Annotated in this window: 21 protein-coding genes and 2 tRNA genes; 12 read left to right on the top strand and 11 right to left on the bottom strand. The window is 70.7% G+C overall.

The window, feature by feature from the left end; all coding sequences use genetic code 11:
* Positions 1–148 precede the first annotated feature (148 nt).
* The 3 genes from ASF89_RS06210 (at position 149) to ASF89_RS06220 (ending at position 3,622) form a co-directional block, all read left to right on the top strand.
* On the top strand, positions 149–1,558 hold the full coding sequence (locus tag ASF89_RS06210; RefSeq protein ID WP_055812835.1) for a sensor histidine kinase: 1,410 nt from the start codon (positions 149–151) through the stop codon (positions 1,556–1,558).
* A gap of 4 nt (positions 1,559–1,562) precedes the next feature.
* Entirely contained in the window at positions 1,563–2,228 is a 666-nt protein-coding gene (locus ASF89_RS06215) for a response regulator transcription factor (RefSeq protein ID WP_055794699.1), read from the top strand.
* Positions 2,229–2,314: 86 nt separating this feature from the next.
* Positions 2,315–3,622: an acyltransferase gene (locus ASF89_RS06220; RefSeq protein WP_055812838.1), complete on the top strand. Its 1,308-nt coding sequence runs from the start codon at positions 2,315–2,317 to the stop codon at positions 3,620–3,622.
* On the opposite strand, the gene ASF89_RS06225 is transcribed toward ASF89_RS06220, so the two are convergent.
* Positions 3,596–4,381: an SGNH/GDSL hydrolase family protein gene (locus ASF89_RS06225; protein ID WP_055794703.1), complete on the bottom strand. Its 786-nt coding sequence runs from the start codon at positions 4,379–4,381 to the stop codon at positions 3,596–3,598. The two genes, ASF89_RS06220 and ASF89_RS06225, sit on opposite strands and share 27 nt — an antisense overlap.
* 114 nt (positions 4,382–4,495) lie before the next feature.
* On the opposite strand from ASF89_RS06225, the gene ASF89_RS06230 reads away from it, so the two are divergent.
* Entirely contained in the window at positions 4,496–6,304 is a 1,809-nt protein-coding gene (locus ASF89_RS06230; RefSeq protein ID WP_055812840.1) for an acyltransferase, read from the top strand.
* Position 6,305: 1 nt separating this feature from the next.
* Here the strand turns inward: ASF89_RS06230 and ASF89_RS06235 are convergent.
* Positions 6,306–6,379, bottom strand: a tRNA-Gly gene (locus ASF89_RS06235).
* Positions 6,380–6,530: 151 nt separating this feature from the next.
* On the opposite strand from ASF89_RS06235, the gene ASF89_RS06240 reads away from it, so the two are divergent.
* The 5 genes from ASF89_RS06240 (at position 6,531) to clpX (ending at position 10,906) form a co-directional block, all read left to right on the top strand.
* A tRNA-Pro gene (locus tag ASF89_RS06240) sits at positions 6,531–6,603 on the top strand.
* Between the two features lie 62 nt (positions 6,604–6,665).
* A complete protein-coding gene (gene tig / locus ASF89_RS06245; protein WP_055794706.1) occupies positions 6,666–7,991 on the top strand; it encodes a trigger factor in 1,326 nt (441 codons plus the stop codon).
* 171 nt (positions 7,992–8,162) lie between these two features.
* Positions 8,163–8,750 (top strand): ATP-dependent Clp protease proteolytic subunit, encoded by a 588-nt coding sequence (locus ASF89_RS06250; RefSeq protein WP_043597035.1) that lies wholly within the window; start codon positions 8,163–8,165, stop codon positions 8,748–8,750.
* A 37-nt stretch (positions 8,751–8,787) separates the two neighbouring features.
* Positions 8,788–9,450 carry an ATP-dependent Clp protease proteolytic subunit gene (locus ASF89_RS06255; RefSeq protein WP_055794708.1) on the top strand — a complete coding sequence of 221 codons (663 nt, stop codon included), beginning with the start codon at positions 8,788–8,790 and terminating at the stop codon, positions 9,448–9,450.
* 175 nt (positions 9,451–9,625) lie between these two features.
* Positions 9,626–10,906, top strand: a complete 1,281-nt coding sequence (gene clpX / locus ASF89_RS06260; RefSeq protein ID WP_055794709.1) for an ATP-dependent Clp protease ATP-binding subunit ClpX — start codon at positions 9,626–9,628, stop codon at positions 10,904–10,906.
* Between the two features lie 77 nt (positions 10,907–10,983).
* On the opposite strand, the gene ASF89_RS06265 is transcribed toward clpX, so the two are convergent.
* Positions 10,984–13,011 (bottom strand): M3 family metallopeptidase, encoded by a 2,028-nt coding sequence (locus ASF89_RS06265; protein WP_055812843.1) that lies wholly within the window; start codon positions 13,009–13,011, stop codon positions 10,984–10,986.
* Positions 13,012–13,086: 75 nt separating this feature from the next.
* On the opposite strand from ASF89_RS06265, the gene ASF89_RS06270 reads away from it, so the two are divergent.
* Positions 13,087–13,905 (top strand): methyltransferase domain-containing protein, encoded by an 819-nt coding sequence (locus ASF89_RS06270; RefSeq protein ID WP_055812846.1) that lies wholly within the window; start codon positions 13,087–13,089, stop codon positions 13,903–13,905.
* Between the two features lie 241 nt (positions 13,906–14,146).
* A complete protein-coding gene (locus tag ASF89_RS06275) occupies positions 14,147–14,350 on the top strand; it encodes a hypothetical protein (protein WP_156463321.1) in 204 nt (67 codons plus the stop codon).
* A gap of 70 nt (positions 14,351–14,420) precedes the next feature.
* Here ASF89_RS06275 and ASF89_RS06280 read toward each other — a convergent pair whose 3' ends face one another.
* From ASF89_RS06280 to ASF89_RS06305, 6 genes are all read right to left on the bottom strand, one after another.
* Positions 14,421–14,678 carry a hypothetical protein gene (locus ASF89_RS06280; RefSeq protein WP_055812852.1) on the bottom strand — a complete coding sequence of 86 codons (258 nt, stop codon included), beginning with the start codon at positions 14,676–14,678 and terminating at the stop codon, positions 14,421–14,423.
* Complete coding sequence (gene valS, locus ASF89_RS06285; protein WP_082489843.1) at positions 14,678–17,272, bottom strand: valine--tRNA ligase; 2,595 nt, start codon at positions 17,270–17,272, stop codon at positions 14,678–14,680. The genes ASF89_RS06280 and valS overlap by 1 nt, the downstream gene beginning before the upstream one ends.
* A 124-nt stretch (positions 17,273–17,396) precedes the next feature.
* Positions 17,397–19,031: an ABC transporter ATP-binding protein gene (locus tag ASF89_RS06290; RefSeq protein ID WP_055812858.1), complete on the bottom strand. Its 1,635-nt coding sequence runs from the start codon at positions 19,029–19,031 to the stop codon at positions 17,397–17,399.
* Complete coding sequence (locus tag ASF89_RS06295) at positions 19,028–19,882, bottom strand: ABC transporter permease (protein WP_369814538.1); 855 nt, start codon at positions 19,880–19,882, stop codon at positions 19,028–19,030. Before ASF89_RS06295 ends, ASF89_RS06290 begins: the two co-directional genes overlap by 4 nt.
* A gap of 5 nt (positions 19,883–19,887) precedes the next feature.
* Positions 19,888–20,910, bottom strand: coding sequence for an ABC transporter permease (locus ASF89_RS06300; protein WP_082489806.1), 1,023 nt, complete (start codon positions 20,908–20,910; stop codon positions 19,888–19,890).
* The gene (locus tag ASF89_RS06305; protein ID WP_055812861.1) at positions 20,888–22,525 is read right to left on the bottom strand and encodes an ABC transporter substrate-binding protein; all 1,638 of its coding nucleotides are present in this window, start codon (positions 22,523–22,525) and stop codon (positions 20,888–20,890) included. Before ASF89_RS06305 ends, ASF89_RS06300 begins: the two co-directional genes overlap by 23 nt.
* 98 nt (positions 22,526–22,623) lie before the next feature.
* On the opposite strand from ASF89_RS06305, the gene ASF89_RS06310 reads away from it, so the two are divergent.
* A complete protein-coding gene (locus tag ASF89_RS06310) occupies positions 22,624–23,268 on the top strand; it encodes a TetR/AcrR family transcriptional regulator (protein WP_055794726.1) in 645 nt (214 codons plus the stop codon).
* A gap of 54 nt (positions 23,269–23,322) precedes the next feature.
* Here the strand turns inward: ASF89_RS06310 and ASF89_RS06315 are convergent, their stop codons facing one another.
* Positions 23,323–23,832: a GtrA family protein gene (locus tag ASF89_RS06315; protein ID WP_200937103.1), complete on the bottom strand. Its 510-nt coding sequence runs from the start codon at positions 23,830–23,832 to the stop codon at positions 23,323–23,325.
* Between the two features lie 122 nt (positions 23,833–23,954).
* Positions 23,955–24,923 (bottom strand): cation diffusion facilitator family transporter, encoded by a 969-nt coding sequence (locus ASF89_RS06320; RefSeq protein WP_055794730.1) that lies wholly within the window; start codon positions 24,921–24,923, stop codon positions 23,955–23,957.
* Between the last annotated feature and the right edge of the window lie 107 nt (positions 24,924–25,030).

The following is a 25,030-nucleotide window of genomic DNA, read 5'->3' on the forward strand; positions in this document are numbered from 1 at the left end:
GGTCTGAGAAGATTCCGCAAGCAAGCTGAGGCTCGGCTCACCAAGGGCAGCCTGACCTCATCGTCGCCGCCGAGGGGGGATAACCCCACCGGGCTTCCGGTCGCTGGCACCATGGGTCGCGCGCCGGTCGTCGACCAGGCTCGACAGCATGAACCAGGAGAGCGTCATCGCCACCCACAACCCCTACCTCTCGCCGCCGCGGCAGTCGGGCGGCTACGCCCGCCGATGGCGGGGGCTTCCCCGCGAGCTCGGCTACATCGCCCTCTCGGCGGTGCTGGTCGTCGTGGTGGGCATCGGCGCGAGCATCTTCCTGTCGGCGCTGCGGGGCGTCGGCGACACGGTCACGGGCTTCGTCGCCTTCGCCGTCCTCGTCTTCGCCTCGCTCTGGCTGGCCAGGTGGTTCGGCACCTTCGAGGTCATCAGGCTCCGGTGGGCCTCCGAGCGGCCCATCCGCCCGGTCGACTGGACCCCGAACACCGTCTGGGGTCGGTCCGACAAGCGGGTGGTCCGGGCCGTGTCCGTCGTCGCGAACCCCCACTACTGGCTCTACCTGCTCTATGCGCTCGTCGTGTTCCCGGCCGTCGCGGGATTCACCGCGTTCGTGACCGTCGCCTCGCTCGTCGTGCCCCTCGGGCTCGTCCTCGCCGGCGTCCTCTTCGTCACCTCCATCGCCCCATCCGACGCGTACTCGTTCACCGAGACGATCGGCGGCACGTCGTTCGGGCTCCTGGCCCTCTTCTTCGGCGTGGTCGTGCTCACGGCCGTGGTGCTCCTCCTGCCCTACGTCGTCCACGGCTTCGTCGTGATGCACCAGGCCATCGCCGCGGCGATGCTCGGCGGCTTCCGCTCCGACGAGCTCGAGGTGGAGCTGGCCGACCGCGAGATCTCACGCACCGCCGCCCTGTCGGCCGAGGGCACGGCCCTGCGCCGCCTCGAGCGCGACATCCACGACGGTCCGCAGCAGCGCCTCGTGCGTCTGCAGATGGATCTCGCCGCCGCCTCACGCGCGATCGAGACCGACCCCGACAGGAGCCGGACCCTCATCGAGGAGGCGCGGCTGCAGTCCCAGGAGGCCCTCGAAGAGCTGCGTGCGCTGTCCCGCGGCTTCGCGCCTCCGCTGCTGCTCGACCGAGGTCTCATCGCCGCCCTGGAGTCGCTCGTCGACCGATCGGTGATCCCCACGACCCTGCTCGACCGGGTCCCCGCCCACGTCGTCGTCTCGAGCGACATCGAGCGCAACGCCTACTTCATCGCGTCGGAGCTCGTGACCAACATCGGCAAGCACGCCGAGGCGTCGTCGGCCGACCTGGTGGTCCGGACCCGACAGGCCCCGGACGGCGCGGGGCTCCTCCTCGAGCTCGTCGTCACGGACGACGGTCGCGGTGGAGCGGGGCTCCGCGACGGACACGGGCTGGCCGGCGTCCAGGAGCGTCTCGTCGGTCTCGGCGGGTTCCTCGACATCTCGAGCCCGGCGGGCGGCCCGACCATCGTCACGGTGAGCATCCCGATGGCGACGACCGCGACCCTGCCCGTCGACACGGTCCCGCTCGTAGACTGAGCGGATGCCCGACACCACCCTCGACCCCGCCCTCCGCGTGGTGGTCGCCGACGACTCCGTGCTGCTGCGCGAGGGGCTCGTCCGACTGCTCGACGAGCTCGGGGTCACGGTGGTGGGCGCCTTCGGCGACGCGGATCAGCTGCTGGCCGGTCTCGACGACGCGGCCCCCGACGTGGCCGTGCTCGACGTCCGCATGCCGCCGACCCACACCGACGAGGGGGTGCGCGCGGCCATCGAGATCCGGTCTCGCCGACCCGGCACGGCGATCCTCCTGCTCTCGCAGTACGTCGAGGTGGCCTACGCCCGCGATCTCCTCGAAGCCGGCTCCGGGGGAGTGGGCTATCTGCTCAAAGACCGCATCGCCTCGCTCGACGAGTTCCGCGACGCCCTCGAGCGGGTCGCGAACGGAGGCACGGTGCTCGACCCGCAGGTGGTGTCGCAGCTGCTCGGTCGGCGCAGCGACCCCCTCGCCGCGCTGACGCCGCGGGAACGCGAGGTGCTGACCCTCATGGCGGAGGGGCGGACGAACGCCGCGATCGCGTCGGCGCTCGTGATCGGCACCGGCGCCGTCGAGAAGAACGTCACGTCGATCTTCCAGAAGCTGCTCCTCGAAGACAGCGGCACCGACCACCGGCGGGTGCTCGCGGTGCTGGCGTACCTGCAGAACTAGACCCGCGCCTCCTCGGGATCCCCCGTCACGACTCCGGTGCGCGAGACGACGGGGCGCGCGCCGGAGGCCTCGGGTAGCCTGTTGCGATGTCCGCGCCCGCCTCGATCCCGACCTCGACCACCTCGTCGACGAGTCGGCACTGGGGCGACCGGATCGTCGGACTCGAAGGGCTCAGAGGGCTGGCGGCCATGGCCGTGCTGGCTTACCACGTGGCCCACGTGCTGACCCGGGATGTGGAGGACGAGACCCTTCCGCTGCTCGTCTTCCTCATGCACCAGGGTCTCAGCCTGTTCTTCGTGCTCTCGGGGTTCCTGCTGTTCTGGCCCTTCGCGACGCGGATCATCGAGGGGCGCGAGCTGCCGTCGCTGAAGCGGTACACGGCGAACCGGTTCCTGCGGATCTGGCCCGCCTACGTCGTGGTGCTCCTGATCGTGAACTTCGGACTGCAGATGTCGTTCCTGTCGCAGAACGAGTTCGGGCGGCTCCCGTGGTGGAAGACGATCGTCGACCTCACTCTGCTGCACTCGTACCTGCCGAGCACCCTCCGAACGGGTCTCGAGGTGTCGTGGACCCTCACCGTCGAGCTGACCTTCTACCTCGTGCTGCCGTTCCTGGCGATGCTCGGTCGCCGGGTGGCGCTCCGCACCTCGGGGTGGATCGGCGCGCTCGTGCCCGTGGGGGTCATGTTCGTCGCCGGGGTGGGCGGCAAGATCTGGCAGCACACCGTCGGCGAGACCTCAGGTCTCAGCGGGGGCGAGCTGAGCTGGTCGGACAACTGGTTCTCGGTGGTCAGCCGCAGCCTCCTGCTGCACGCCGACCTCTTCGCCTTCGGCATGGCGGCGGCGCTGCTGTACATCGCGGTCCGACGCGGGTCGGCGACCCCCATCGCGATCTCCGCCCTCCGCGGCACGCTGATGGTGGTGATCGGCGCCGCCTTCGTCGTCGCCTGGATCGGCTCCACCCCCGAGTTCCAGGACACCTTCGCCTCGATCGGCTTCACGGGGATGCTGCTGCTCATGGTCCTGCCCGCTCACGGCGATCGTCTGGGCTGGATCGCGCGGTTCTGCGACTGGTCGCCCGTGCGGAATCTCGGCGTCATCTCGTTCAGCGTGTACCTCTGGCACATGCCGGTCATCCGCATCATGCAGGATCTCCTCGATCCGGGGCAGGGCGGGCGGGCGCTCTACGCGCTCTATCTGGTCGTGACCGTGACGATCACCCTGCTGCTGGCCACCGCGACCTACTGGGCCGTCGAGAAGCAGGCTCTCAGGCTGAAGCCCTCGAGTCGGCCGTCGCGCGGCGGGGGGCCCGCGGGTCTCGGAGCGACCGCGCCCGGTGACGAGGCTGTCACCGACGGCTCGACGCCGTCAGCCGACGAGCGCGCCCGCGGCTGACGGCGCGGAGACGCCGCGATCGTCGGACGCCTCGGGGCCCGAGGTGATGGCGTCGCTCGGCACGATCGTCTCGAGGATGAGGTCACGGAACGCGCGACCGAGACGGGCGTATCCGCTGTACGTCGGGTGGATGCCGTCGGCGCTGGCACCCGGCGCGAAGAGGCCGTCGTCGCCCCTCGCGAAGGTCCAGGGGTCGACGACGGCGTATCCCTCGCCGTAGGCCCACGAGGCGAGATCGGCGTCGTAGGTCGTCGCGGCCTCGGGCGCCCGCTCGTAGGGCGGGATGGCGGCGATGAGCACGCGGTCGGCGCCGACGGTCTCGATGATCGACTCGTACGACGATCGCGCCTGGGCGAAGCTCGTCCCGAGGCGCACGTCGTTCGTGCCGCCCATGAGCACCAGGAGGTCGGCGTCGACGGGGGAGACGGCGGCTGCCATCTCCTCGACGGTCGCGCCCGCCTTGGCCCAGCCCCCGGCGAACTCGATGCCGTCGCCCTGGGCGTAGGTCATCCAGGATTTGTCGTCGAGGCCGTTCCCGAGGAACCTGCTCCGCCCGGCGCTGAGCGAGTCGCCCACGACGGCCACGCGCAGGTCGCCCGCGGCGGCGGCTGGAGCCGCGCCGCCCTCGGCGCGCGGCGGCGTCGTGCTCGGCGTGCTGCAGCCCGAGAGGCCGAGGCCCGTGACGAGCGCCAGTCCGAGCAGGGCGACCCCGAGGGCACGGGGTCGGCGGCGGCGGAGGAGTGACGGGCCCGGGGTCATGGCGACATTGTGCGGCACCCGGCCGCCCGACGTCTAATCGCCCCGGGTCAGCCGATATTGATATGCTAAAGTTGATATCTGTTCACTGAATTCCGAGCCCGGAGGCCCCGAGAGATGACGTACAGACCCGAGATCGACGGCCTCCGAGCAGTGGCGGTCGTCAGCGTCATCCTCTTCCACGCCGGGGTGGCGGGGTTCTCGGGGGGACTCGTCGGCGTCGACGTGTTCCTGGTCATCAGCGGCTACCTGATCACGGGCATCATCGTCGGCCAGCGCTCTCGAGGCGCCTTCTCCCTGCGGTCCTTCTGGATGCGGCGCATCCGGCGGATCCTCCCGGCGACCCTCGTCGTCCTGGTCGTCTGCACCCCGTTCGCTCTGCTCTGGATGATGCCCGACGAGCTCGAGGGCTTCGGGCAGTCGCTCGTGTCGACGATCCTGTCGGGCAACAACCTGCTGCTCTACGTCTCGAGCGGCTACTTCGACACCGCCTCCGAGTTCAAGCCGCTCATGCACACTTGGAGCCTCGGGGTCGAGGAGCAGTTCTACCTCGTGTTCCCCCTGCTCCTCCTCGTGCTGCTCGCCCGCGGCCGCCGGACGGCTCTGCTCGGCGTCGCCGTCCTCGCCGTCGCCAGCATCGCTGTGGCCTCCTGGCTCGTGGTCGTCGACCCCGACGCGGGGTTCTATCTGCTGCCGTCGCGGGCCTGGGAGCTCCTCGTCGGGGCCGGGCTCGCCCTGGGGATGGCGGGGCGGGGCGATGCCGCACCGCGCCTCCTCGGCCCGCGGTCCGCCGGCGCGGCCGCCGCGGTCGGCCTCGCGGCCATCGTCGGCGCCGTCGTCCTCGTCGACGGCAGCACGGCCGTCCCTCCGGCCGTCCTGGCCGTGCCCGTCGTCGGCACCGCCCTGGTGATCGCCTTCGCGCACGAGGGGACGCTCGCGGCCCGGGTGCTCTCGCGACCGGTGATGGTCGGCGTCGGGCTGATCAGCTTCAGCGCGTACCTCTGGCATCAGCCGCTCTTCGCCTTCGCCCGGGTCTGGTCGCCCGAGCAGCCGCCCGTCGTCGTGTTCGCCGCCCTGTCGTTCGCCTCTCTCGGTCTGGCGTGGCTCACCTGGCGGTTCGTCGAGACGCCGTTCCGGTCGCCGAGCGCCGTCCGGCCCCGGGTCTTCGTGCCGGTGATCGGCTCGACGGTCGTCGTCGTCACCGCGTTCGGGCTCGTGCTGAACGCCGGCGACGGGCTGCCCGGACGGGTGTACGGGCCCGACGTGCTGGCCGACGGGGCCATCGACGTCATGTACGTGCAGCGACTCATCGAGTCCGACGCGGCGCGCTTCGTCGACGACGACCGGTTGAACGTCTTCGTGGTGGGGAACAGCTTCTCGCGCGACCTCGGCAACGCGGTCCTCGAGACGTACCCGGACGCCAGGCTCGAGATGATCCACCAGCCCGGCGTGCTGGGCTGCTTCGACGCCGAGCCCCGACCCGCGCACTTCGACGAGCGCTACGAGCAGGCCGATCTCATCCTCTACGCGACCGATCGGACCTACGAGCCGTGCGTGCGGGACGATCTCGACCGGGCCGTGGCCGACGGCAAGGATATGTTCGTCGGAGGGGCGAAGAACTTCGGAGACAATGCCAACTGGATCATCCGCCAGGGCCCGGTCGAGCGCGCTCTGCTGACCAACCGCGTGCCCGAGGAGATCGTCGATCGGGACCGCGTCGCCCGCGAGCTCGTGCCGGCCGAGCATCTCGTGCCGTGGCTCGACCTCGCCGAGGGCGGGCGGATCCCGATCACGGACGAGGAGGGGCGGGTCCTGTCACCGGATCGCATCCACTTCACGAAGTACGGAGCCGAGTACTTCGGGCAACGCGTGCTGCCGGAGACCGGGCTCGACGCGATCATGGAGTCGGTCACGCCGGAGGAGTGAGTGGAGGGGATGACGGGAATCGAACCCGCGCCATCAGTTTGGAAGACTGAGGCTCTACCATTGAGCTACATCCCCGGAGCGGTTCGCACCGCACGGGTGAGACCACTATAAACCATCCCCCGGTTCGTTCAGTAACCGGCCCCTCGCGTCGGCTAGACTGACCGCGGCCTTTTCCCCACCCGACCTCAACGGGACCGAACGGGGCGAGACCGATCCAGGTGATACACGGGGCGTAGCGTAGTGGCTAGCGCGTCCGTTTTGGGGGCGGAAGATCGCAGGTTCGAGTCCTGTCGCCCCGACGATCGTCTACCTGCTGTCTCGGATGTGAGTTCAGCGTCGTCAACACAGGAGAAGCCCCACATTGGTCCAGACCACGGTTGAAAAGCTCAGCCCCACGCGCGTCAAGCTCAACATCGTCGTGACTCCCGACGAGCTGAAGCCCAGCGTCACGCACGCCTACGGGCACATCGCCGAGACCATCAACATCCCCGGCTTCCGCAAGGGCAAGGTGCCGCCGCCCATCATCGACCAGCGCGTCGGTCGCGAAGAGGTCCTGAACCACGCCGTGAGCGAGAGCCTCGACAAGTTCTACCGCGAGGCCGTCACCGAGACGCAGATCCGCGTGCTCGGCCGTCCCGAGGCGGACGTCGTCGGCTGGCCCGACGTGAAGGACTTCTCGGGCGACCTGACCATCGCCGTCGAGGTCGACGTGCGCCCCGACTTCGATCTGCCCGACTACGAGGGCATCGAGCTCACCGTCGACACGGTCGAGATCTCCGACGACGAGGTCGACGAGGAGCTCGCGAACCTGCGCACGCGCTTCGGCACCCTCGTGACCGTCGACCGCCCGGCCACCACCGGCGACTTCGCGCAGATCGACCTGACCGCGACCATCGGCGACGACGAGGTCGACACCGCCAAGGGCATCTCGTACGAGCTCGGCTCGGGCGAGCTCATCGAGGGCATCGACGAGGCCCTCGAGTCCCTCACGGCAGGCGAGAGCACGACCTTCGAGTCCAAGCTGCTCGGCGGCGACCGTGAGGGCGAGACGGCCCTCATCGCCGTCACCGTGACCGCGGTCAAGGAGCGCGAGCTCCCCGAGGCCGACGACGACTTCGCTCAGATCGCCAGCCAGTTCGACACCATCGACGAGCTCAAGTCGGATCTGCGCGAGCAGCTCGCCAAGTCGAAGTCGTTCGGCCAGGGCGGCCAGGCTCGCGACCAGGTCGTCGAGAAGCTCCTCGAGTCGGTCGAGATCCCCGTCCCCGAGAAGCTCGTCGAGGACGAGGTCCACCGTCACCTCGAGCAGGAGAACCGTCTCGAGGACGACGAGCACCGCGCCGAGGTGAAGGAGAGCAGCGAGAAGGCCTTCCGCAACCAGATCCTCCTCGACGCCATCGCCGAGAAGGAAGAGGTCAAGGTCGAGCAGGACGAGCTGACCCAGTACCTCATCCAGGGAGCAGCCCAGTACGGCATGGAGCCCGGCGAGTTCATCAAGGTCCTCGACCAGAACGGCCAGATCCCGGCCATGGTCGGCGAGGTCGCGCGCAGCAAGGCCCTCGCGGTCGTGCTGTCGAAGGCCAAGGTCGTCGACGGCGAGGGTGCGGCGGTCGACCTGTCGGCCTTCACCGCGACCGCGGGCGTCGGCACGGACGACGACGACCACGAGGGTCACGACCACGCATAACGGTCGCGACCGACTCGACCGGAGGTCGACATGAGAGGGCCGGGTGCTGAACGCACCCGGCCCTTCGTCGTCCCCCTCGCCGGCCACTATCTGCCGTGGGCGAACAGCCCGGAACACGCGGGTTGGACCCTATAGATTCGACACCAAGCGACAACGAATGGGAGCTCCACCATGGCCGACGTGACACTGCCCAACAGTGTTTTTGACCGACTGCTCAAGGACCGCATCATCTGGCTCGGCTCCGAGGTGCGCGACGAGAACGCCAACGAGATCGCAGCGAAACTCCTGCTCCTCGCCGCGGAGGACAGCGAGAAGGACATCTACCTCTACATCAACTCGCCCGGCGGGTCGATCACCGCGGGCATGGCGATCTACGACGCCATGGAGTTCGTGCCGAACGACATCGTCACGGTGGGCATCGGGATGGCGGCCTCGATGGGGCAGCTGCTCCTCACCGCCGGCACCAAGGGCAAGCGCTACATCACGCCGAACGCTCGCGTGCTGCTGCACCAGCCCCACGGCGGCTTCGGCGGCACCTCGTCCGACATCCAGACGCAGGCTCAGCTGATCCTCTCGATGAAGCGTCGCCTCGCCGAGATCACGGCCGCTCAGACGGGCAAGACCGTCGAGCAGATCAACGAGGACGGCGACCGCGACCGCTGGTTCACGGCGGAGGAAGCCCTCGAATACGGCTTCGTCGATCACATCCGCGGTTCGGCCACCGACGTCGTCGGCGGCGCCGGCACCGACCAGGCGTAGCCCCCACCCGATCGTCATCACAGAAAGAGAAGAACTCATGGAACTCCCGATGATGGGTGGCGCGGGCCGGGTGCAGAGCCCCGACTCCCGCTACATCCTCCCCAGCTTCGAAGAGCGCACCGCCTACGGGTACAAGCGCCAGGACCCGTACGCCAAGCTGTTCGAAGACCGCATCGTCTTCCTCGGCGTGCAGGTCGACGACGCGTCGGCCGACGACATCATGGCGCAACTGCTTGTGCTCGAGAGCATGGACCCCGATCGCGACATCACGCTCTACATCAACTCGCCCGGCGGCTCGTTCACGGCGATGACGGCCATCTACGACACGATGCAGTACATCCGTCCCGAGATCCAGACCGTCTGCCTCGGTCAGGCCGCCTCGGCGGCGGCCGTGCTGCTCGCGGCCGGCCAGCCGGGCAAGCGCCTCGCCCTGCCCAACGCCCGCGTGCTGATCCACCAGCCCGCGACCGGCGGCAGCAGCGGAGGCCAGGCCTCCGACATCGAGATCCAGGCCGCCGAGGTCCTGCGGATGCGCACCTGGCTCGAGGAGACGCTGTCGTTCCACTCGAACAAGACGCCCGAAGAGGTGAACCGCGACATCGAGCGCGACAACATCCTCGGCGCGAACGAGGCGCTCGCCTACGGTCTCGTCGACCAGGTGCTGACCTCGCGGAAGAACCAGCCGGCGCTCACGCGCTGATCCGCACCTCGACCGTGGTCGACGCGAAGCCCCGGGCCCTCGGCCCGGGGCTTCGTGCCGTCCCCGATCCGAGGGCGACCGCGCGGGGGTCCGACGCTGTCGGAGGATCGCGTTAGGCTCTCAGCACGACGATCGTCGAGGGTCGCCGATCAGCACGCCACGAGAGGGTCCGAGCATGGCACGTATAGGTGAGAGCGCCGATCTGCTCAAGTGCTCGTTCTGTGGAAAGAGCCAGAAGCAGGTCCAGCAGCTCATCGCCGGTCCCGGCGTCTACATCTGCGACGAATGCGTCGAGCTCTGCAACGAGATCATCGAAGAGCGTCTCGCCGAGGCCGGCGAAGAGCCCGCCAGCGAGTTCGATCTGCCGAAGCCCCGCGAGATCTACTCGTTCCTCGAAGAGTACGTGATCGGTCAGGACGCGGCGAAGCGCGCGCTCTCCGTCGCCGTGTACAACCACTACAAGCGCATCCGTGCGGCGTCCACGCTCACGGCGGCCGAGTCCCTCGCCGACGAGGTCGAGATCTCGAAGTCGAACATCCTCCTCATCGGCCCCACAGGCTGCGGCAAGACCTATCTCGCTCAGACCCTGGCCAAGCGGCTCAACGTGCCGTTCGCGGTCGCCGACGCCACGGCTCTCACCGAGGCCGGCTACGTGGGCGAAGACGTCGAGAACATCCTCCTCAAGCTGATCCAGGCCGCCGACTACGACGTCAAGCGCGCCGAGACCGGCATCATCTACATCGACGAGATCGACAAGATCGCCCGCAAGGCCGAGAACCCGTCGATCACCCGCGACGTCTCGGGCGAGGGCGTGCAGCAGGCTCTCCTGAAGATCCTCGAGGGCACGGTCGCGTCCGTGCCGCCGCAGGGAGGGCGAAAGCACCCCCATCAGGAGTTCATCCAGGTCGACACGACGAATGTGCTGTTCATCGTCGCCGGTGCGTTCGCCGGGCTCGAAGACATCATCTCGAACCGTGCGGGCAAGCGGGGCATCGGCTTCGGCGCCCCGCTGCACAGCAAAGAGGACGAGGCGGCGCTGTTCAGCGAGGTCCTGCCCGAAGACCTGCACAAGTTCGGTCTGATCCCCGAGTTCATCGGTCGTCTGCCCGTCGTCACGACGGTCACCCAGCTCGACCAGCCGGCGCTCATGCAGATCCTCACCGAGCCGAAGAACGCCCTCGTCCGTCAGTATCAGCGCATGTTCGAGATCGACGGCGTCGAGCTCGAGTTCGACCGCGGCGCCCTCGAGGCGATCGCCGACCTCGCCGTGCTGCGCCAGACCGGTGCCCGCGGGCTGCGGGCGATCCTCGAAGAGGTCCTCGGGCCGATCATGTTCGACGTGCCCTCCGACGAGACGGTCGGAAAGGTCGTCGTGACCCGCGCCTCCGTCCTCGAGAACGCGGCGCCGACCATCGTGCCGCGCGTCGTCGAGCACCGCACCGAGAAGTCCGCCTAGTCGATCGACGACGGAACGCCCCGGCCGCCGCGGCCGGGGCGTTCCGTCGTCGACACGGGCGCCTCGAACCGTCGGGGCTAGGCGAGCCCGCGACGGGCGAGCAGCGGTTCGACCCGCGCGTCGCGACCGCGGAAGTCCCGGTACGCCTCGAGGGGGTCCTTCGAGCCGCCCACGCCGAGCAGGCGGGACCTGAACCGGTCGCCGTTCTCGCGCACGAGCCCGCCGCTCTCGTCGAACCACTCGACCGTGTCGGCGTCGAGCACCTCGCTCCAGATGTACGAGTAGTAGCCGGCGTCGTAGCCTCCGGCGAACGTGTGCGCGAAGTACGTGCTCGAGTAGCGGGGCGGGACGGCAGCGAGATCGAGGCCGACCGCGGCCAGCGCCTCCTGCTCGAACGCCTCGACGTCGGTGACGGTCGCCGCCTCGGCGGCGGACAGGGAGTGCCAGGCCTGGTCGAGCAGGGCGGCGGCGAGGTACTCGCTCGTCTCGAAGCCCTGGTTGAAGCCCTGCGACGCCACGAGGGCGTCGACCAGCCGGGAGGGCAGCGGCTCGCCGGTCTCGTGGTGGACTGCGTAGTTCGCGAGCACCTCGGGGTGCAGCATCCACATCTCGTTGACCTGACTCGGGAACTCGACGAAGTCGCGGAACACGTTCGTGCCCGAGAACGTCGGGTACGTCACGCGGGCGACGAGGCCGTGCAGCGCGTGGCCGAACTCGTGGAAGAACGTCGTCACCTCGTCGAGCGTCAGCAGGGTCGGCTGCCCGGCCGGCGGCTTCGGCACGTTCAGGTTGTTGACCACGACGCTCGGCAGCCCGGTCAGCGCCGACTGCGACACGAGCGGGTTCATCCACGCCCCGCCGCGCTTGCTGTCGCGCGTGTGGAGGTCGAGCACGTACAGGCCGACCGGCGACCCGTCGTCGTCGGCGACCTCGAACACCCGCGCGTCGGGGTGGTAGGCCACGAGGTCGGGTCGCTCGGTGAAGCGCAGTCCGTAGAGCCGCTGGGCGGCGAAGAAGACCCCGTCGTGCAGCACCCGCTCGGCCTCGAACCAGGGTCTCATCGCCGCGGTGTCGACGTCGTGCTGCTCGGTGCGGACGAGCTCGGTCACGAAGGCCCAGTCGGACGCCGTGATCGGACGCCCGGCCCGCCTCTCGAGCTCCGCCTGCTCGGCGCGGGCGTTGCGCGCCGCAGGAGGCGCGAGTCGCCCGAGCAGATCGGCGACGGCCTCGGGGGTGCCGGCCGTCTCGCCTGCGGTGACCGCGGCGGCGTGACTCGCGAAGCCGAGCAGTTCGGCGCGTTCGGCGCGCAGCCGAGCGATCTCGAGCACGAGCTCGCGGTTGTCGAACGGGCCGCCGCGGCGCCCGCGCGAGAGCGAGGCCCGCATGATCCGCTCGCGCAGGCGCTCGTCCGTCAGCGACGCGAGGTAGGGGTGACCGCTGAACAGCACGAGGCTGATGACGTGGCGGCCGTCGAGCCCTCGATCTCGGGCAGCCTCGGCGGCGGCGGCGATCGCCCCTGCGTCGAGACCGTCGAGCTCGGCGACCTCGTCGACGACGACCGCGAGGTCGTTCGTGTCGGCGAGCAGGTTCTTCTCGAAGCGGGTCGTCAGGGTCGAGAGCCGCCCGTTCAGATCACGCAGCAGCGCTTTGTCGTCGTCTCCGAGATCGGCACCCGACCGCTTCGCCTCGTCCACGAGCCGCTCGACGAGGTAGCGCTGCTCGGGCGTGAGGGCGAGGGCGTCGCGTCGGTCGTGCAGGCTCCGGAGGCGCCCGAACAGGCGGGGGTCGAGGCGGATCGCGTCGGAGTGCGCGGCCAGTCGGGGCGCGAGCTCGAGCTCGAGCGCATCGGTGGTCGGGTTCGAGTCGGACGACGTCTTGTTGAAGAAGACGTGACCGACCCGGGCGAGCGTCGCTCCGCTGCGCTCGAGAGCGGCGACGGTGTTCTCGAAGGTCGGCTCGGCGGGGTCGGCGGCGATCGCCTCGACCTCGGCCAGCTGCTCGGCGAGACCCGCGTCGAACGCGGGCCGGTAGTCGTCGTCGGTGATGCTCTCGAACCGCGGCAGCGAGTACGGCAGCGTGCTGGGGGCGAGGAACGGGTTCGTCATGCTCCGAGCCTAGGCCGGGTGGTCGTGCCCTCACGAGGCCGGAGGTGAGCCGGGGAGGCGCGCTAGGGTCGGCGCATGAGCGAACGCCCCGAGGGCACGGCCCGCTACACCCACGGTCATCACGAGAGCGTCCTGCGCAGTCACACGTGGCGCACGGTCGAGAATTCGGCGGCCTATCTCGTGCCGCATCTCACGGCGGGGGCGAGCGTGCTCGACGTCGGCGCCGGTCCGGGCACGATCACGGTCGACATGGCCGAGCGCGTGGCACCCGGCACGGTGGTGGGGATCGACTCGTCGGCCGAGATCGTCGAGCAGGCCACGCGGCTGGCCGCCGAGCGAGGCCTGTCCGGGGTGCGCTTCGAGACGGCCGATCTGTTCGACCTGCCCTTCGCCGACGACTCCTTCGACGTCGTGCACGCGCACCAGGTGCTGCAGCACGTCGGCGACCCGGTCGCGGCGCTCCGCGAGATGCGTCGCGTCGCGCGCCCCGGGGGAGTGGTCGCGGCTCGCGACGTCGACTACCACGGCTGCGTCTGGGCGCCGGAGAATCCGGGTCTGCAGAGCTGGATGGACGTCTACCAGGCCGTGCACCGCGGCAACGGCGGCGAGCCGGACGCCGGGAGGCGCCTGAAGGGCTGGATGCTCGAGGCCGGCTTCGACGAGGTGGCGAGCAGCGCCTCCGTCTGGTGCTTCGCCTCGGACGACGAGCGCACCTGGTGGGGCGACAGCTGGGCCGCCCGAGCGACCGAGTCGGCCTTCTACGCCGACGCCATCGCGAAGGGCGCGGCCACCCACGACGAGCTGCACGCGATCGCCGACGCCTGGCGCTCCTGGCGAGACGCCCCCGACGGCTTGCTGGTCATGCCGCACGGCGAGGTGCTCGGTCGTGTCTGACGACTCACGTGCATGCCTCGCAGTGAAGGATCATCGGGCAGGATGCATGAGAACCTGGACCTTGATCTGAGACACCTCCGACCGATTCGACACTGTTACACATCTGTTGTGACAGCTGTTGGCATAACGCCTATTCTGGCTCTCTGGATGCGACGAGGCATCCCGGATCGGAGAAGATGACGAAAACGCGAGCAAGGCTGCTGAGTATGAAGTGACCATGTCTCGCGTCTGGTTGGTCGTCATGCTCGTGCTCGTCTGTTTCGTCTCGATGATCGATGCCGTGCTGGCAGGAGTCTCAGAGACGCAGACCTGGTTCTGGGCCTCAGTCCGGATCGCGGCCCTGGTCGCGCTCGTGGTCTCGGCCCTTCGGCCGGCGCCGGCGAACGAAGTCGCTCTTCCGGCCGAGGAGGTCGTCCCGGCTCACGCGGGGGCGGACCCCGTCTGACCTCAGAAGACGACGTGCCGCTCACCGATGGAGGTGAGCGGCACGTCGTCGTTCGTGGTGTGGGCTCCGGCTAGTCGTCGTCGCCCTCGGCGTCGACGGGCTCGTGCACGTGGGCCTCGCCGGTCACGGCGTCGACCTTGATGACCGTGCCGTCGTCGAGTTCGACGACCGGGCGCCGCTCGAGCCAGGTGAGGGTCCAGCGCCAGGTCGACGCGTCGACGCCCTGATCGGCGAGCTCGCGCTCGACGGAGGCGATCGCCCCGAGGACGGGAGGGGTGAGATCGGCGGGAGCCGTGCCTCCTACGCTCCAGCGCGTTCCGAGCTGCATCAGGCGCCCGCCGCCGTGTCGGCCGGCTGCTCGGCGAAGACGATGTCGCCCACGGCCAGCTCGTCGCCCTCGGCGAACGACAGGTCGGCGATCTTTCCGACCGCGGCGAGGTCGCCGGCGGCGAGACGCACCAGCGCCAGCTGGGCCGCCGGAGCCGTGATGACGGCCGTCGACACGGGGGTCTTCTGCGAGGCCTTCGCATCGGACTTCGCGCGGCGGACGAAGATCAGCGCCTGTCCGACGAGACCGACGAGGCCCGTGGCCTTCTCTCCGTCGGCGAGACCGAGCTCGGCGACCGTCGGCCAGGACGCCCGGTGGATCGACTCGTCGTGCGTCCACGACCAGACCTCCTCCGTGGCGAAGGGCAGGTAGGGCGCCAGCAGTCGGAGCAGGCCCTCGAGGACCGTGCGCAGTGCGAGGACCGCCGAGGCCTGCTCCGCCGGAGTGGTCGCCCCGTAGGCGCGCTCCTTCACGAGTTCGAGGTAGTCGTCGCAGAAGGTCCAGAAGAACTTCTCGGTCGTCTCGAGCGCCCGGGCGTGGTCGTAGCCCTCGAGCGCCTCGGTCGCCGTCTCGATCACCGAGGCGAAGGCGGCCAGCAGATCGCGGTCGAGCGGCTCGGTGACGGCGTGCTCGCCCGAGGGCAGCTCGAACGAGTACACGAACTTCGCGGCGTTCAGCACCTTGATCGCCAGACGTCGGCCGATCTTGATCTGCTTCGGGTTCTGCGGGTCGAACGCCGCATCGGTGCCGAGCCGGCTCGAGGCCGCCCAGTAGCGGACCGAGTCCGAGCCGTGGTCGTCGAGCATCGCGGCCGGGGTGACCACGTTGCCCTTGGACTTCGACATCTTCTTGCGGTCGGGGTCGACGATGAATCCCGAGATCGAGGCGTTCCGCCACGGGACGGTGCCCGCCTCGAGCTGTGCACGGAGCATCGTCGAGAACAGCCAGGTGCGGATGATGTCCTGGCCCTGCGGACGCACGTCGTACGGGAACACGAGATCGAACAGCTCGGGGTCGGTCTCCCACTTGCCGGCCAGCTGAGGGGTCAGCGACGACGTCGCCCAGGTGTCCATGACGTCGACCTCGCCGACGAAGCCGCCGGGCACGCCGCGCTGCGACTCGTCGTATCCGGGCGCCGCGTCCGACGACGGGTCGACGGGCAGCTGCGCCTCGGTCGGCACGATGACGTCGTCGAAGACGGGGTTGCCGTCGCCGTCGAGGGGGTACCAGACCGGGATCGGCACGCCGAAGAAGCGCTGACGCGAGATGAGCCAGTCGCCGTTCAGTCCGTTCACCCAGTTCTCGTAGCGCACGCGCATGAACTCGGGGTGGAAGGCCACCTCGGCGCCGCGTTCGAGCAGCGACGACTTCAGCGACTCGTCGCGGGCGCCGTTGACGACGTACCACTGACGGGTCGAGACGATCTCGAGGGGCTTGTCGCCCTTCTCGAAGAACTTGACGGGGTGGGTGATCGTGCGGATCTCGCCGACCAGCTCGCCCGAGGCGGTCAGCTGCTCGACCACGGACTGCTTGGCGCTGAACACGGTCTTGCCGGCCAGCTGCGCGTACGAGGCGCGACCCGCCTCGGAGGTGATCGCATCAGGGGCCTCGCTGACGAAGCGGCCGTCGAAGCCGATCACGGCGCGGTTCGGCAGCTGCAGCTCACGCCACCAGACGACGTCGTTGGTGTCGCCGAAGGTGCAGACCATGGCGATGCCCGAGCCCTTGTCGGGCTGAGCGAGGTGGTGCGCCACGACGGGCACCTCGACCTCGAACAGGGGCGAGCGCACCGTCGTGCCGAAGAGCGCCTGGTAACGCTCGTCGTCGGGGTGCGCCACGAGGGCGACGCAGGCCGGCAGCAGCTCGGGGCGCGTCGTGTCGATGAGCACGTCGCCCTGCCCGTCCGTGCGGTGGAACGCGAGCTTGTGGTAAGCCCCGGGCATGTCCTTGTCTTCGAGCTCGGCCTGGGCGACGGCCGTTCGGAAGGTGACGTCCCACAGGGTCGGAGCGTCGGCCTGATAGGCCTCGCCGCGCGACAGGTTGCGGAGGAACGCCTTCTGAGCGACGGCCTGCGAGTCGTCGCCGATGGTGCGGTAGCTCTGCGTCCAGTCGACCGAGAGGCCGAGCTTCCGCCAGACGTCCTCGAACTGCTTCTCGTCTTCGATCGTCAGCCGCTCGCAGAGCTCGACGAAGTTGCGGCGGGAGATCGGCACCTGGTCGGCGGCCTTCGACGACTTGTTGTCGCCGCCCTCGAACGGCGGCGTGAAGTCGGCCTCGTAGGGCAGCGACGGGTCGCAGCGGACGCCGTAGAAGTTCTGCACGCGACGCTCGGTCGGGAGGCCGTTGTCGTCCCAGCCCATGGGGTAGAAGACGCGCTTGCCGCGCATGCGCTCGAACCGGGCCTTCACGTCGGTGTGCGTGTAGCTGAAGACATGGCCGATGTGCAGGCTGCCCGATGCGGTGGGCGGCGGGGTGTCGATCGAGAAGACGGAGGCGCGGGTCGCGTCGGCGCGGTCGAACCGGTAGGTGCCGGTGGACTCCCAGACCTGGCCCCAGCGGGCCTCGAGTCCTTCGAGTGCGGGCTTCTCGGGCATGGCTGACGGCATGGTCTTCTCCGGTTCTGTGGGCGGCACCGTGTCGGTGTGGAGGTGCCTGGTTGTGGGACGACGGCCAGTCTACGCGGGCCGCACCGCGCCTCCTCGGAGGGGTGGCGCGGGTTCAGGGACGCGCGGCCAGGAGGGCGCGGGTGTGCGGATGACGAGGGGACGCGAAGACGTCGGCGGTGCGCCCCTGCTCGACGACGCGACCGTCGTGCATGACGGCGACGCGGTCGGCCATGTGCCCGATCACGTCGAGATCGTGCGAGATGAACACGTACGAGAGGCCGTCGTCTCGCTGCAGATCGTCGAGCAGGTCGAGCACCTGGGCCTGCACCGACACGTCGAGCGCCGACACGGGCTCGTCGCAGACGATCACGCGGGGCCGTGGTGCCAACGCCCGGGCGATCGCGACCCGCTGGCGCTGCCCGCCCGAGAGCGAGGCCGGACGCCGTGCGGCGAGGTCGTCGGCGAGTCCGACGCGCGCGAGCAGCGCCGTCACCTCGGAGCGGGCGGTCCCCGGCCGGGTGCTGCGACCCGCGGTGACCGCGTCGGCGAGCAGCTGCCCCACGGTCAGGCGGGGGTCGAACGAGCTCGCCGGATCCTGGTAGACGGCGCCGAGACCCGCCCGGCGGGGGCGGCGGTCGCGTTCGCGGCCCGGCGACCAGGGCCCGCCGAGGAGGCGCACCGTGCCGGCGTCCGGCTCGTCGAGTCCGAGCAGGAGGCGCGCGGTCGTGGTCTTGCCGCTCCCGGACGCGCCGACGAGGCCCAGCGTCTCGCCCTCGCGCAGCTCGAGCGAGACCCCGTCGACGGCCACCCGGGCGGCCCGTCCGCGGGCCGCGGGGAAGACCCGGCGGAGGGCGTCGGCCGAGAGGACGACGGCGGCGTCGGGCTCGGGAGACGACGCGACCCGCACCTCCTGCCCCTCGGCGTCGGCGGGCCGCGACAGGCGGCGCCCGCGGGGGACCCCGCCCGGCAGCGCCGCGAGCAGGCGCCGCGTGTACTCGGTCTCGGGGGAGCCCAGTACGTCGGCCGTGGCGCCCTGCTCGACGACGCGACCGTCGCGCATCACGAGCACCCGGTCGGCGAGTCGACGCACGACCCCCAGGTCGTGGCTGATCGCGAGCACGGCCGTCCCTGCGTCGCGGAGGGCTGCCAGGTGATCGACCACGAGACGCTGGACCTCGGCGTCGAGCGCAGTCGTCGGCTCGTCGGCCACGATCACCTCGGGTCGGAGCACGAGGGCGGCGGCGAGCAGGGCCCGCTGACGCAGTCCGCCCGAGAGCTCGCCCGAGCGCTGACCGAGGCGGGCCTCGGGGTCGGGCATCCCCACCTCCGCGAGCACCTCGACGGCGCGGGCCCGGCGTTCGAGAGGCCCGAGGCGGCTGTGGAGGCGCAGGGCGTCGTCGATCTCGCGCCCGATCGGACGCAGCGGGTCGAGCGAGACGAGGGCGTCCTGCAGCACGAGCCCGATGCGAGCGCCGCGGATCCGCCGCCAGGCGCGGTCGTCGAGCCCCGAGAGGTCGCGTCCGCCGAGGGTCAGACGGTCGACCTCGACCCGCCCGCCGCTGAGTCCGAGCAGCGACCGGGCCGTGACGCTCTTGCCCGAGCCCGACTCGCCGACGAGGGCGACGCACTCGCCCGGCGCGAGCGAGAACGAGACGCCGTCGACGACCGTCGTCGCACCGAATGCGACGCGGAGGCCCTGCACCTCGAGGGGGCCGGGAGCGCCGGGGGCCTGCGGGGCTGCCGTCACGGGAGCTCGCTCCCTCGCCGGGCGAGCGCTCGACCGAGCACGGTCGCCGACGCGGCGGTCACCACGACGGCGAGGCCCGGGAACACGGTCATCCACCAGGCTGTCGTCGAGTACGTGCGCCCGGCCGACAGCATGGCGCCCCACTCCGGCGCGGGCGGAGGCGCCCCGAGCCCGAGGTAGCTGAGCGACGAGGCCCAGACGACGGCCTGGCCGAGCCCCAGGGTGGCGAGGACGACGACGGGCGCGAGCGCGTTCGGCAGCACGTGACGCAGCAGCACCGTGCCGGGTCGCCTCCCGAGCACGACGGCGGCCTCGACCATGGCCGAGCGCCTCACCCGGACGACCTGACTGCGCACGATGCGCGCGTACCCGGGGGCGGTGGCGAGCCCGACCGCGATGGTCGCGGGCACCGCACCCGGGCCCGTGAACGCGATGACGACCAGCGCGAGCAGCAGACCGGGCAGGGCGAAGAGCACCTCGAGGAGCCGGCTGACCCCCGCGTCGGCGATGCGCCCGGGCAGCCGACCGCCGCCGAATCCGGCCGCGACGCCGAGCACGACCCCGAGGGCCGTGCCGATGAGGGTCGCCATCGCCCCGATGGACAAGGAGGCGCCGGTCCCGTGGACGACGCGGGTCCAGATGCCGCGCCCCGACTCGTCGGTCCCGAACGGGTGCGCGAGCCCGGGCGGTGAGAACGCGTCGACGGGGGAGACGGCGAGGGGGTCGCCGGGCGCGAGGAGCTGCGGGGCCACCGCCGCGAGCACGACGGCGCCCAGGACGATCGCGGCCGCGACCTCGGGGGGACGCACGCGGGCCCTCGCCCGCGACCGGACCCGGGGCAGCTCGGCGATGACGGTCACGCGGCACGCTCCCGGGGGTCGACGGCGCGCTCGGCCAGGTCGCCGAGCGCCACGACCACGACGTACGCCAGAGCCGAGGCCAGGGCGACGCCCGTCACGAGCGGGATGTCGCGCAGGGTCACCGCCTGCAGCAGGGTCCGCCCCAGACCCGGCCGGGCGAAGATCGACTCGACCACCACGGCGCCGCTCAGCAGCGACCCGAAGGCCCAGCCGGAGAGCGCGAGGCCGGGCAGGGCGGCGTGCCGCAGCAGATGACGACGGAAGAGCCCCGACCGCGACTCGCCTCGGGCCCGGGCCGTGAGCGCGAAGGGGGCGGCCGCCGCGTCGAGCAGGGAGTCGCGCGTGACCTGCCCCAGGAACCCGGCCACCGGGATCGCGAGGGTGACGACCGGCAGCACGATGCCGACGGGCGTGCCCGTGCTCACCGGCGGCAGCCAGCCCAGCTGCGTGCTGAGCACCAGCACGAGCACGCCGGCCAGCCAGAAGTGCGGAACGGCGGAGGCCACGATCTCGAGCGACGACGAGACCGCCGCCGCCGTCCGCCCGCCGAGCGTCGCCCACCAGGCGGTGCCGAGGGCGAGCGCCCAGGCGACGACCAGCGACAGCACGGCGAGCAGCACCGTGCCGGGCAGCTGCTCGAGCAGCAGCCCCGACACGTCGGTGCGGAGCGAGTACGACGTGCCGAGGTCGCCGACCACCAGACGGCCGAGCTGCGCGAGGTACTGGACGACGAGCGGATCATCCAGACCGTACTGCTCGCGCACCAGCGCGAGCGCCTCGGCGGAGGCCTGCGAGCCGGGCCCGCCCAGGATCGCCTCGGCCGGGTCGCCCGGCACCAGCCGGATGGCGAAGAAGATCAGCGTCGCGACGGCCCAGAGCACGACGACGGCTCCGACGAGGCGACCCGTGACCCACCGGAGCGGTGCGGGGACGACCCCGCGCCTCCTCGGCTCCGGGACGGTCGCCTCCGTCGGCCCGTCGACCGCGCCGTCGGCCTCAGTCGACGGTGTACGCGTCATACAGCGTGACCGCCGAGACGGGCGGGAGCGCACGCACCCCGGTGACCGCCGGGCCGACCAGGTAGTGGTTCTGCTGGTCGTAGAGGGGCAGGACGGTGCGGCTCTCGAGCACGATCGTCTGAGCCTGCTCGTAGAGGTCGGCGCGCTCGTCGGCGTCGGACGTCTCGGAGGCGCGCTTCAGGAGGTCGTCGAGGGCCGGGTCGCTCAGCTGGGCGAGGTTCGCGAAGTAGCCGCTCGGCGCCGGGGTGATGCCCGCCGTGTCGTAGAGGATCCGCAGCACGTCGGGACCGACCTTCGTGTACGGCGCGCTCACGAGGTCGTAGTCGTTCGCGGCGAGGGCCCCGTACCAGCTCGACACGTCGAGGGGTGACAGGACGACGTCGAAGCCGAGGTCGCGGGCTCCGGCCTGGATCTGCTCGAAGAGCGACTGCTCGGCGGGGATCGACTGGTTCGTGCTCACCGGGAACTCGAGCGTGAGGCGCTCGCCGCCCTTGGTGCGGAAGCCGTCGGAGTCGCGCTCGGTCCATCCCGCGTCGTCGAGCAGGGCGTTCGCCGCGTCGACGTCGACCTCGAACAGCGACGGGTCGGAGTACGCGAGGGGCTCGATGCTCGACAGCGGCGAGTAGGAGCGCTCGGCCGTGCCGAAGAACAGGGAGTCGATGCCGTCCGTGACGTCCACCCCGGTGATGAAGGCCTCGCGCACGCGCTCGTCGTCGAAGGGCGCCTTGCCCGAGTTCAACTCGATGCGGTTCGCCGCGCCGGGGCGGGGGGCGTCGATCTCGGCGAGCGCGTCGTCCTTCCCGGCCGCGACCAGCGTGTCGGGCTGCACGTTGTCGATCACGTCGACCTGCCCGGCCTGGAGTGCCGCGTAGCGGGCGGCGGAGTCGGGGATGAAGCGCCAGACGATCTCGTCGAGGTACGCGGGTCCGTCGTGGGCGGCATCGGCGGGGGGCGAGGTGTGGTCGTCGTTGCGGGTGAGGACGACGCGGTCCTGCTTCGTCCACGACTCGACGACGAACGGGCCGGTGCCGACCGGCGACTCGCAGTTCTCCTCCTGGCTGCGCTCGAGGGCGGTGGGGGACTCCATGGCGACCCAGGGCTGGGTCAACGACTCGAGAAGGGCGCTGTCGGGGGCGCTGAGGTCGAAGCGCGCGGTGTGCTCGTCGACGGCCTCGACGCCCGTCACCTTGCCGAGGGCGAGGTAGCCGGTCGACGAGAGGGTCTCCGGGTCCTGGAGGTGGGCGACGTTGGCGGCGACCGCGGCGGCGTCGAAGGGCGTGCCGTCGCTGAAGGCGACGTCGTCTCGCAGGTCGAAGGTCCAGCTGAGCCCGTCGGAGGACTCCTCCCACGAGGTGGCGAGCCAGGGGACGATCTCCCCGTCGGAGTCCTTCGAGACGAGCGACTCGAGGTACTGGGTCGACACGAGCGCCTGCGGGTAGTTGCCGCCGACATGGGGATCGAGGCAGGTCGGCTCGGCGTCGCCGGTCGCGTAGGTGAGGGTGCCGCCCGAGCGGGGAGCGGAGGCGTCGGAGGCGTCGCCGCCCGAGGTGCAGCCGGCGAGCACGAGGCTGCCGACGGCGGTGAGGGCGATGAGGGCGGACAGGCGGGTGCGCATGGGACTCCGGGTCGGGTGCGGTCGTGCGTGGCAGCGGGAGCCACTTGTTGTACTGAGTACAACAAGTGGCTCCCCGAGTGTACCGACATGATGGGGGCATGTCAGAACCGTCCCGGCGCACCATCGGCCGACCGCGGCGCTCGTCGGCCGAGACGCTCGCGGACGCGGCGGCCGAGCTGTTCCTCGAGAACGGCTGGTCGCACACGACCGTCGATCAGATCGCGCAGCGCGCCGGGGTCAGTCGCGGCACGTTCTTCAACCACTTCGAGTCGAAGTCGGATCTCTTCTGGCTCGACCTCGACGAGGGGCTCGCCGGTCTCGCGGGCCTGCTCCGCGAAGGCGGAGGCCGGGGCGGCTCGCCGGTGCGGGTCGTCGAGGCCGCTCTCGTCGAGGTGGGGCGGGCGCACGATCCGGGCCGGGTGCCGTGGGCCCTGACCCAGTCGGAGGCCATGGGGCTCGGTGACGAGCTCGTCGCCTCGGCCGCGGTGCGCGTGATGCGTCTGCAGGCGGTGGTGGCGACCCACCTGGCCGAGGCCTCGGGAGGGTCCCGCGGGGGGCTCGCCGCCGAGGTGGCGGCCTCCGCGCTGGTGGCCGCAGCGGCGACGGCCATCACCTGGTGGGCGCGCTCCGGGGTCGGCAGGCGTGGGCTCGACGACGTGCTGGCCGAGGCGATCCGCCCCGTCGCCGACGGGCTCGAGTCGGTCGCCGGACACGCGGTCCGGTCGGACCCGATCGTCGACTGACCGGCTGCCCCGCCGCGATCATCGCGACGCCGCCCCCGAGGAGGCGCGCGCCGGTCAGCGGGTCGGCGTCGGCTGCGTGGGCGGCGAGGTCGGCGACAGCACGTCGGCGATCTCGGCGCGCTTCGGGAACACCCACTTGTTCATGGCCCAGTAGCGGAAGACCATGGCGATCAGAGTGCCGATGATCGGTCCGCTGATGAAGTCCGCGACCTCCTGGGTCGCGAACGACACGTTCGGCACCTCGAGGCCGAGGCCGTAGCGGGAGAAGTACAGCGGCGCCGAGTTGAGACCGACGCCGATGGCGCTGACGATCACGAAGAGCAGCATCTCGTAGCCGGTATGGCGGTCGCCCCGGTCGTCGAACGACCACTTCTTGTTCATCCAGTACGACACGACCGTCGCCACGATGATCCCGACGGCGAGGGCGGTGACCGGATGCTGGGGGATGACGAACAGCTTGAGGCCGTAGTTGATCACCATGGTGATGACGAAGCCGATGCCGCCGACCACGAGGAATCGAAGGGCTGAGGGGTTGGCTCGGGCCAACCGGATCACTGCGCGCACCGCTTCACGTTAGACGCCCGGCCCCTCGTCTACCTGACAGGGTGGTGACGATGCGCCGGGACAGCCGACAACGGACAGCCGGCGACGGACGGCGCAGCCGACGATGGACGGCCGCTCGGGGGTCAGCTCCGCAGCCGCAGGCTCGGCTCGTCGGGCGTGGCCAGGGTGAGCACCGCCTCCTCGACCGCGTCGTGCTCCTCGATCTCGCGCTCGACGCGTCGGAGGGCGACGGCGACGTGCTCCTCCGTCTCGTCGCCGGTCATGTCGACGGCGGCGACGAGGTAGAGGCGGCCGGGCCCGACGAACTCGGTGTGCAGATACGTCACGCGGGCGATCTCGGGTCGGCTCAGAAGGCGGTCCAGCACGAGCGACTCGAGCTCGTCGCTGGGGCTCTCGCCGACGAGGAACCTCCGGTTGCGGTCGACGAGGACGATCGCCACGACGCCGAGCAGCACGCCGACGGCGATCGACCCGATCGCGTCGAACACGGCCGAGCCGGTGATCTGGTGCAGGAGGATGCCCAGGAAGGCGATGACGAGGCCGACGAGGGCCGCGGCGTCCTCGGCGAACACGGCCCGCAGCGTGGGGTTCGAGCTGCGGAGCACGAAGCGGAGGGTCGGCTGGCGGCGTTCGCGGGCGCTGCCGCGGGCCTGTCGGAGAGCCTGGAGGAACGACGTGCCCTCGAGGACGAACGCCACGCCCAGCACGATGTAGTTGACCAGGTAGTCCTCGGCGGCCTCGGCCGCCCCGAGCTGCGAGATGCCGTGCTGGATCGAGACCACGGCGCCGACGGTGAAGAGGCCGAACGCCGCGAACATCGACCAGACGTAGGTCTCCTTCCCGTAGCCGAGGGGATGATCGGCGTCCCGCCGCCGCACCCCGCGCTTGTCGGCGATGAAGAGGAACACCTCGTTGCCGGTGTCCGCCCACGAATGCGCCGACTCCGCGACCATCGAGGCCGAGCCCGTCAGGAGCGCCGCGACCGTCTTCGCGACGGCGATGAGCAGATTGGCCACGAAGGCGACCAGCACGGTGACGAAGCTCTCGGGCTTCGCCGCCCCTCGGGTCGCCGCGCCGGTCTCGGTTGTCATGGACCCGATTCTGCACTCTCTGCACCTGATCGCGCCGCGCCTCCTCGCCTTGTACGATGGGACCGCTGTGATCCGGCCATCACCGGGGAGCTCTCGGCAGAACGCGT

The organism is Frigoribacterium sp. Leaf172 (genome assembly GCF_001424285.1).
Classification (GTDB): domain Bacteria; phylum Actinomycetota; class Actinomycetes; order Actinomycetales; family Microbacteriaceae; genus Frigoribacterium.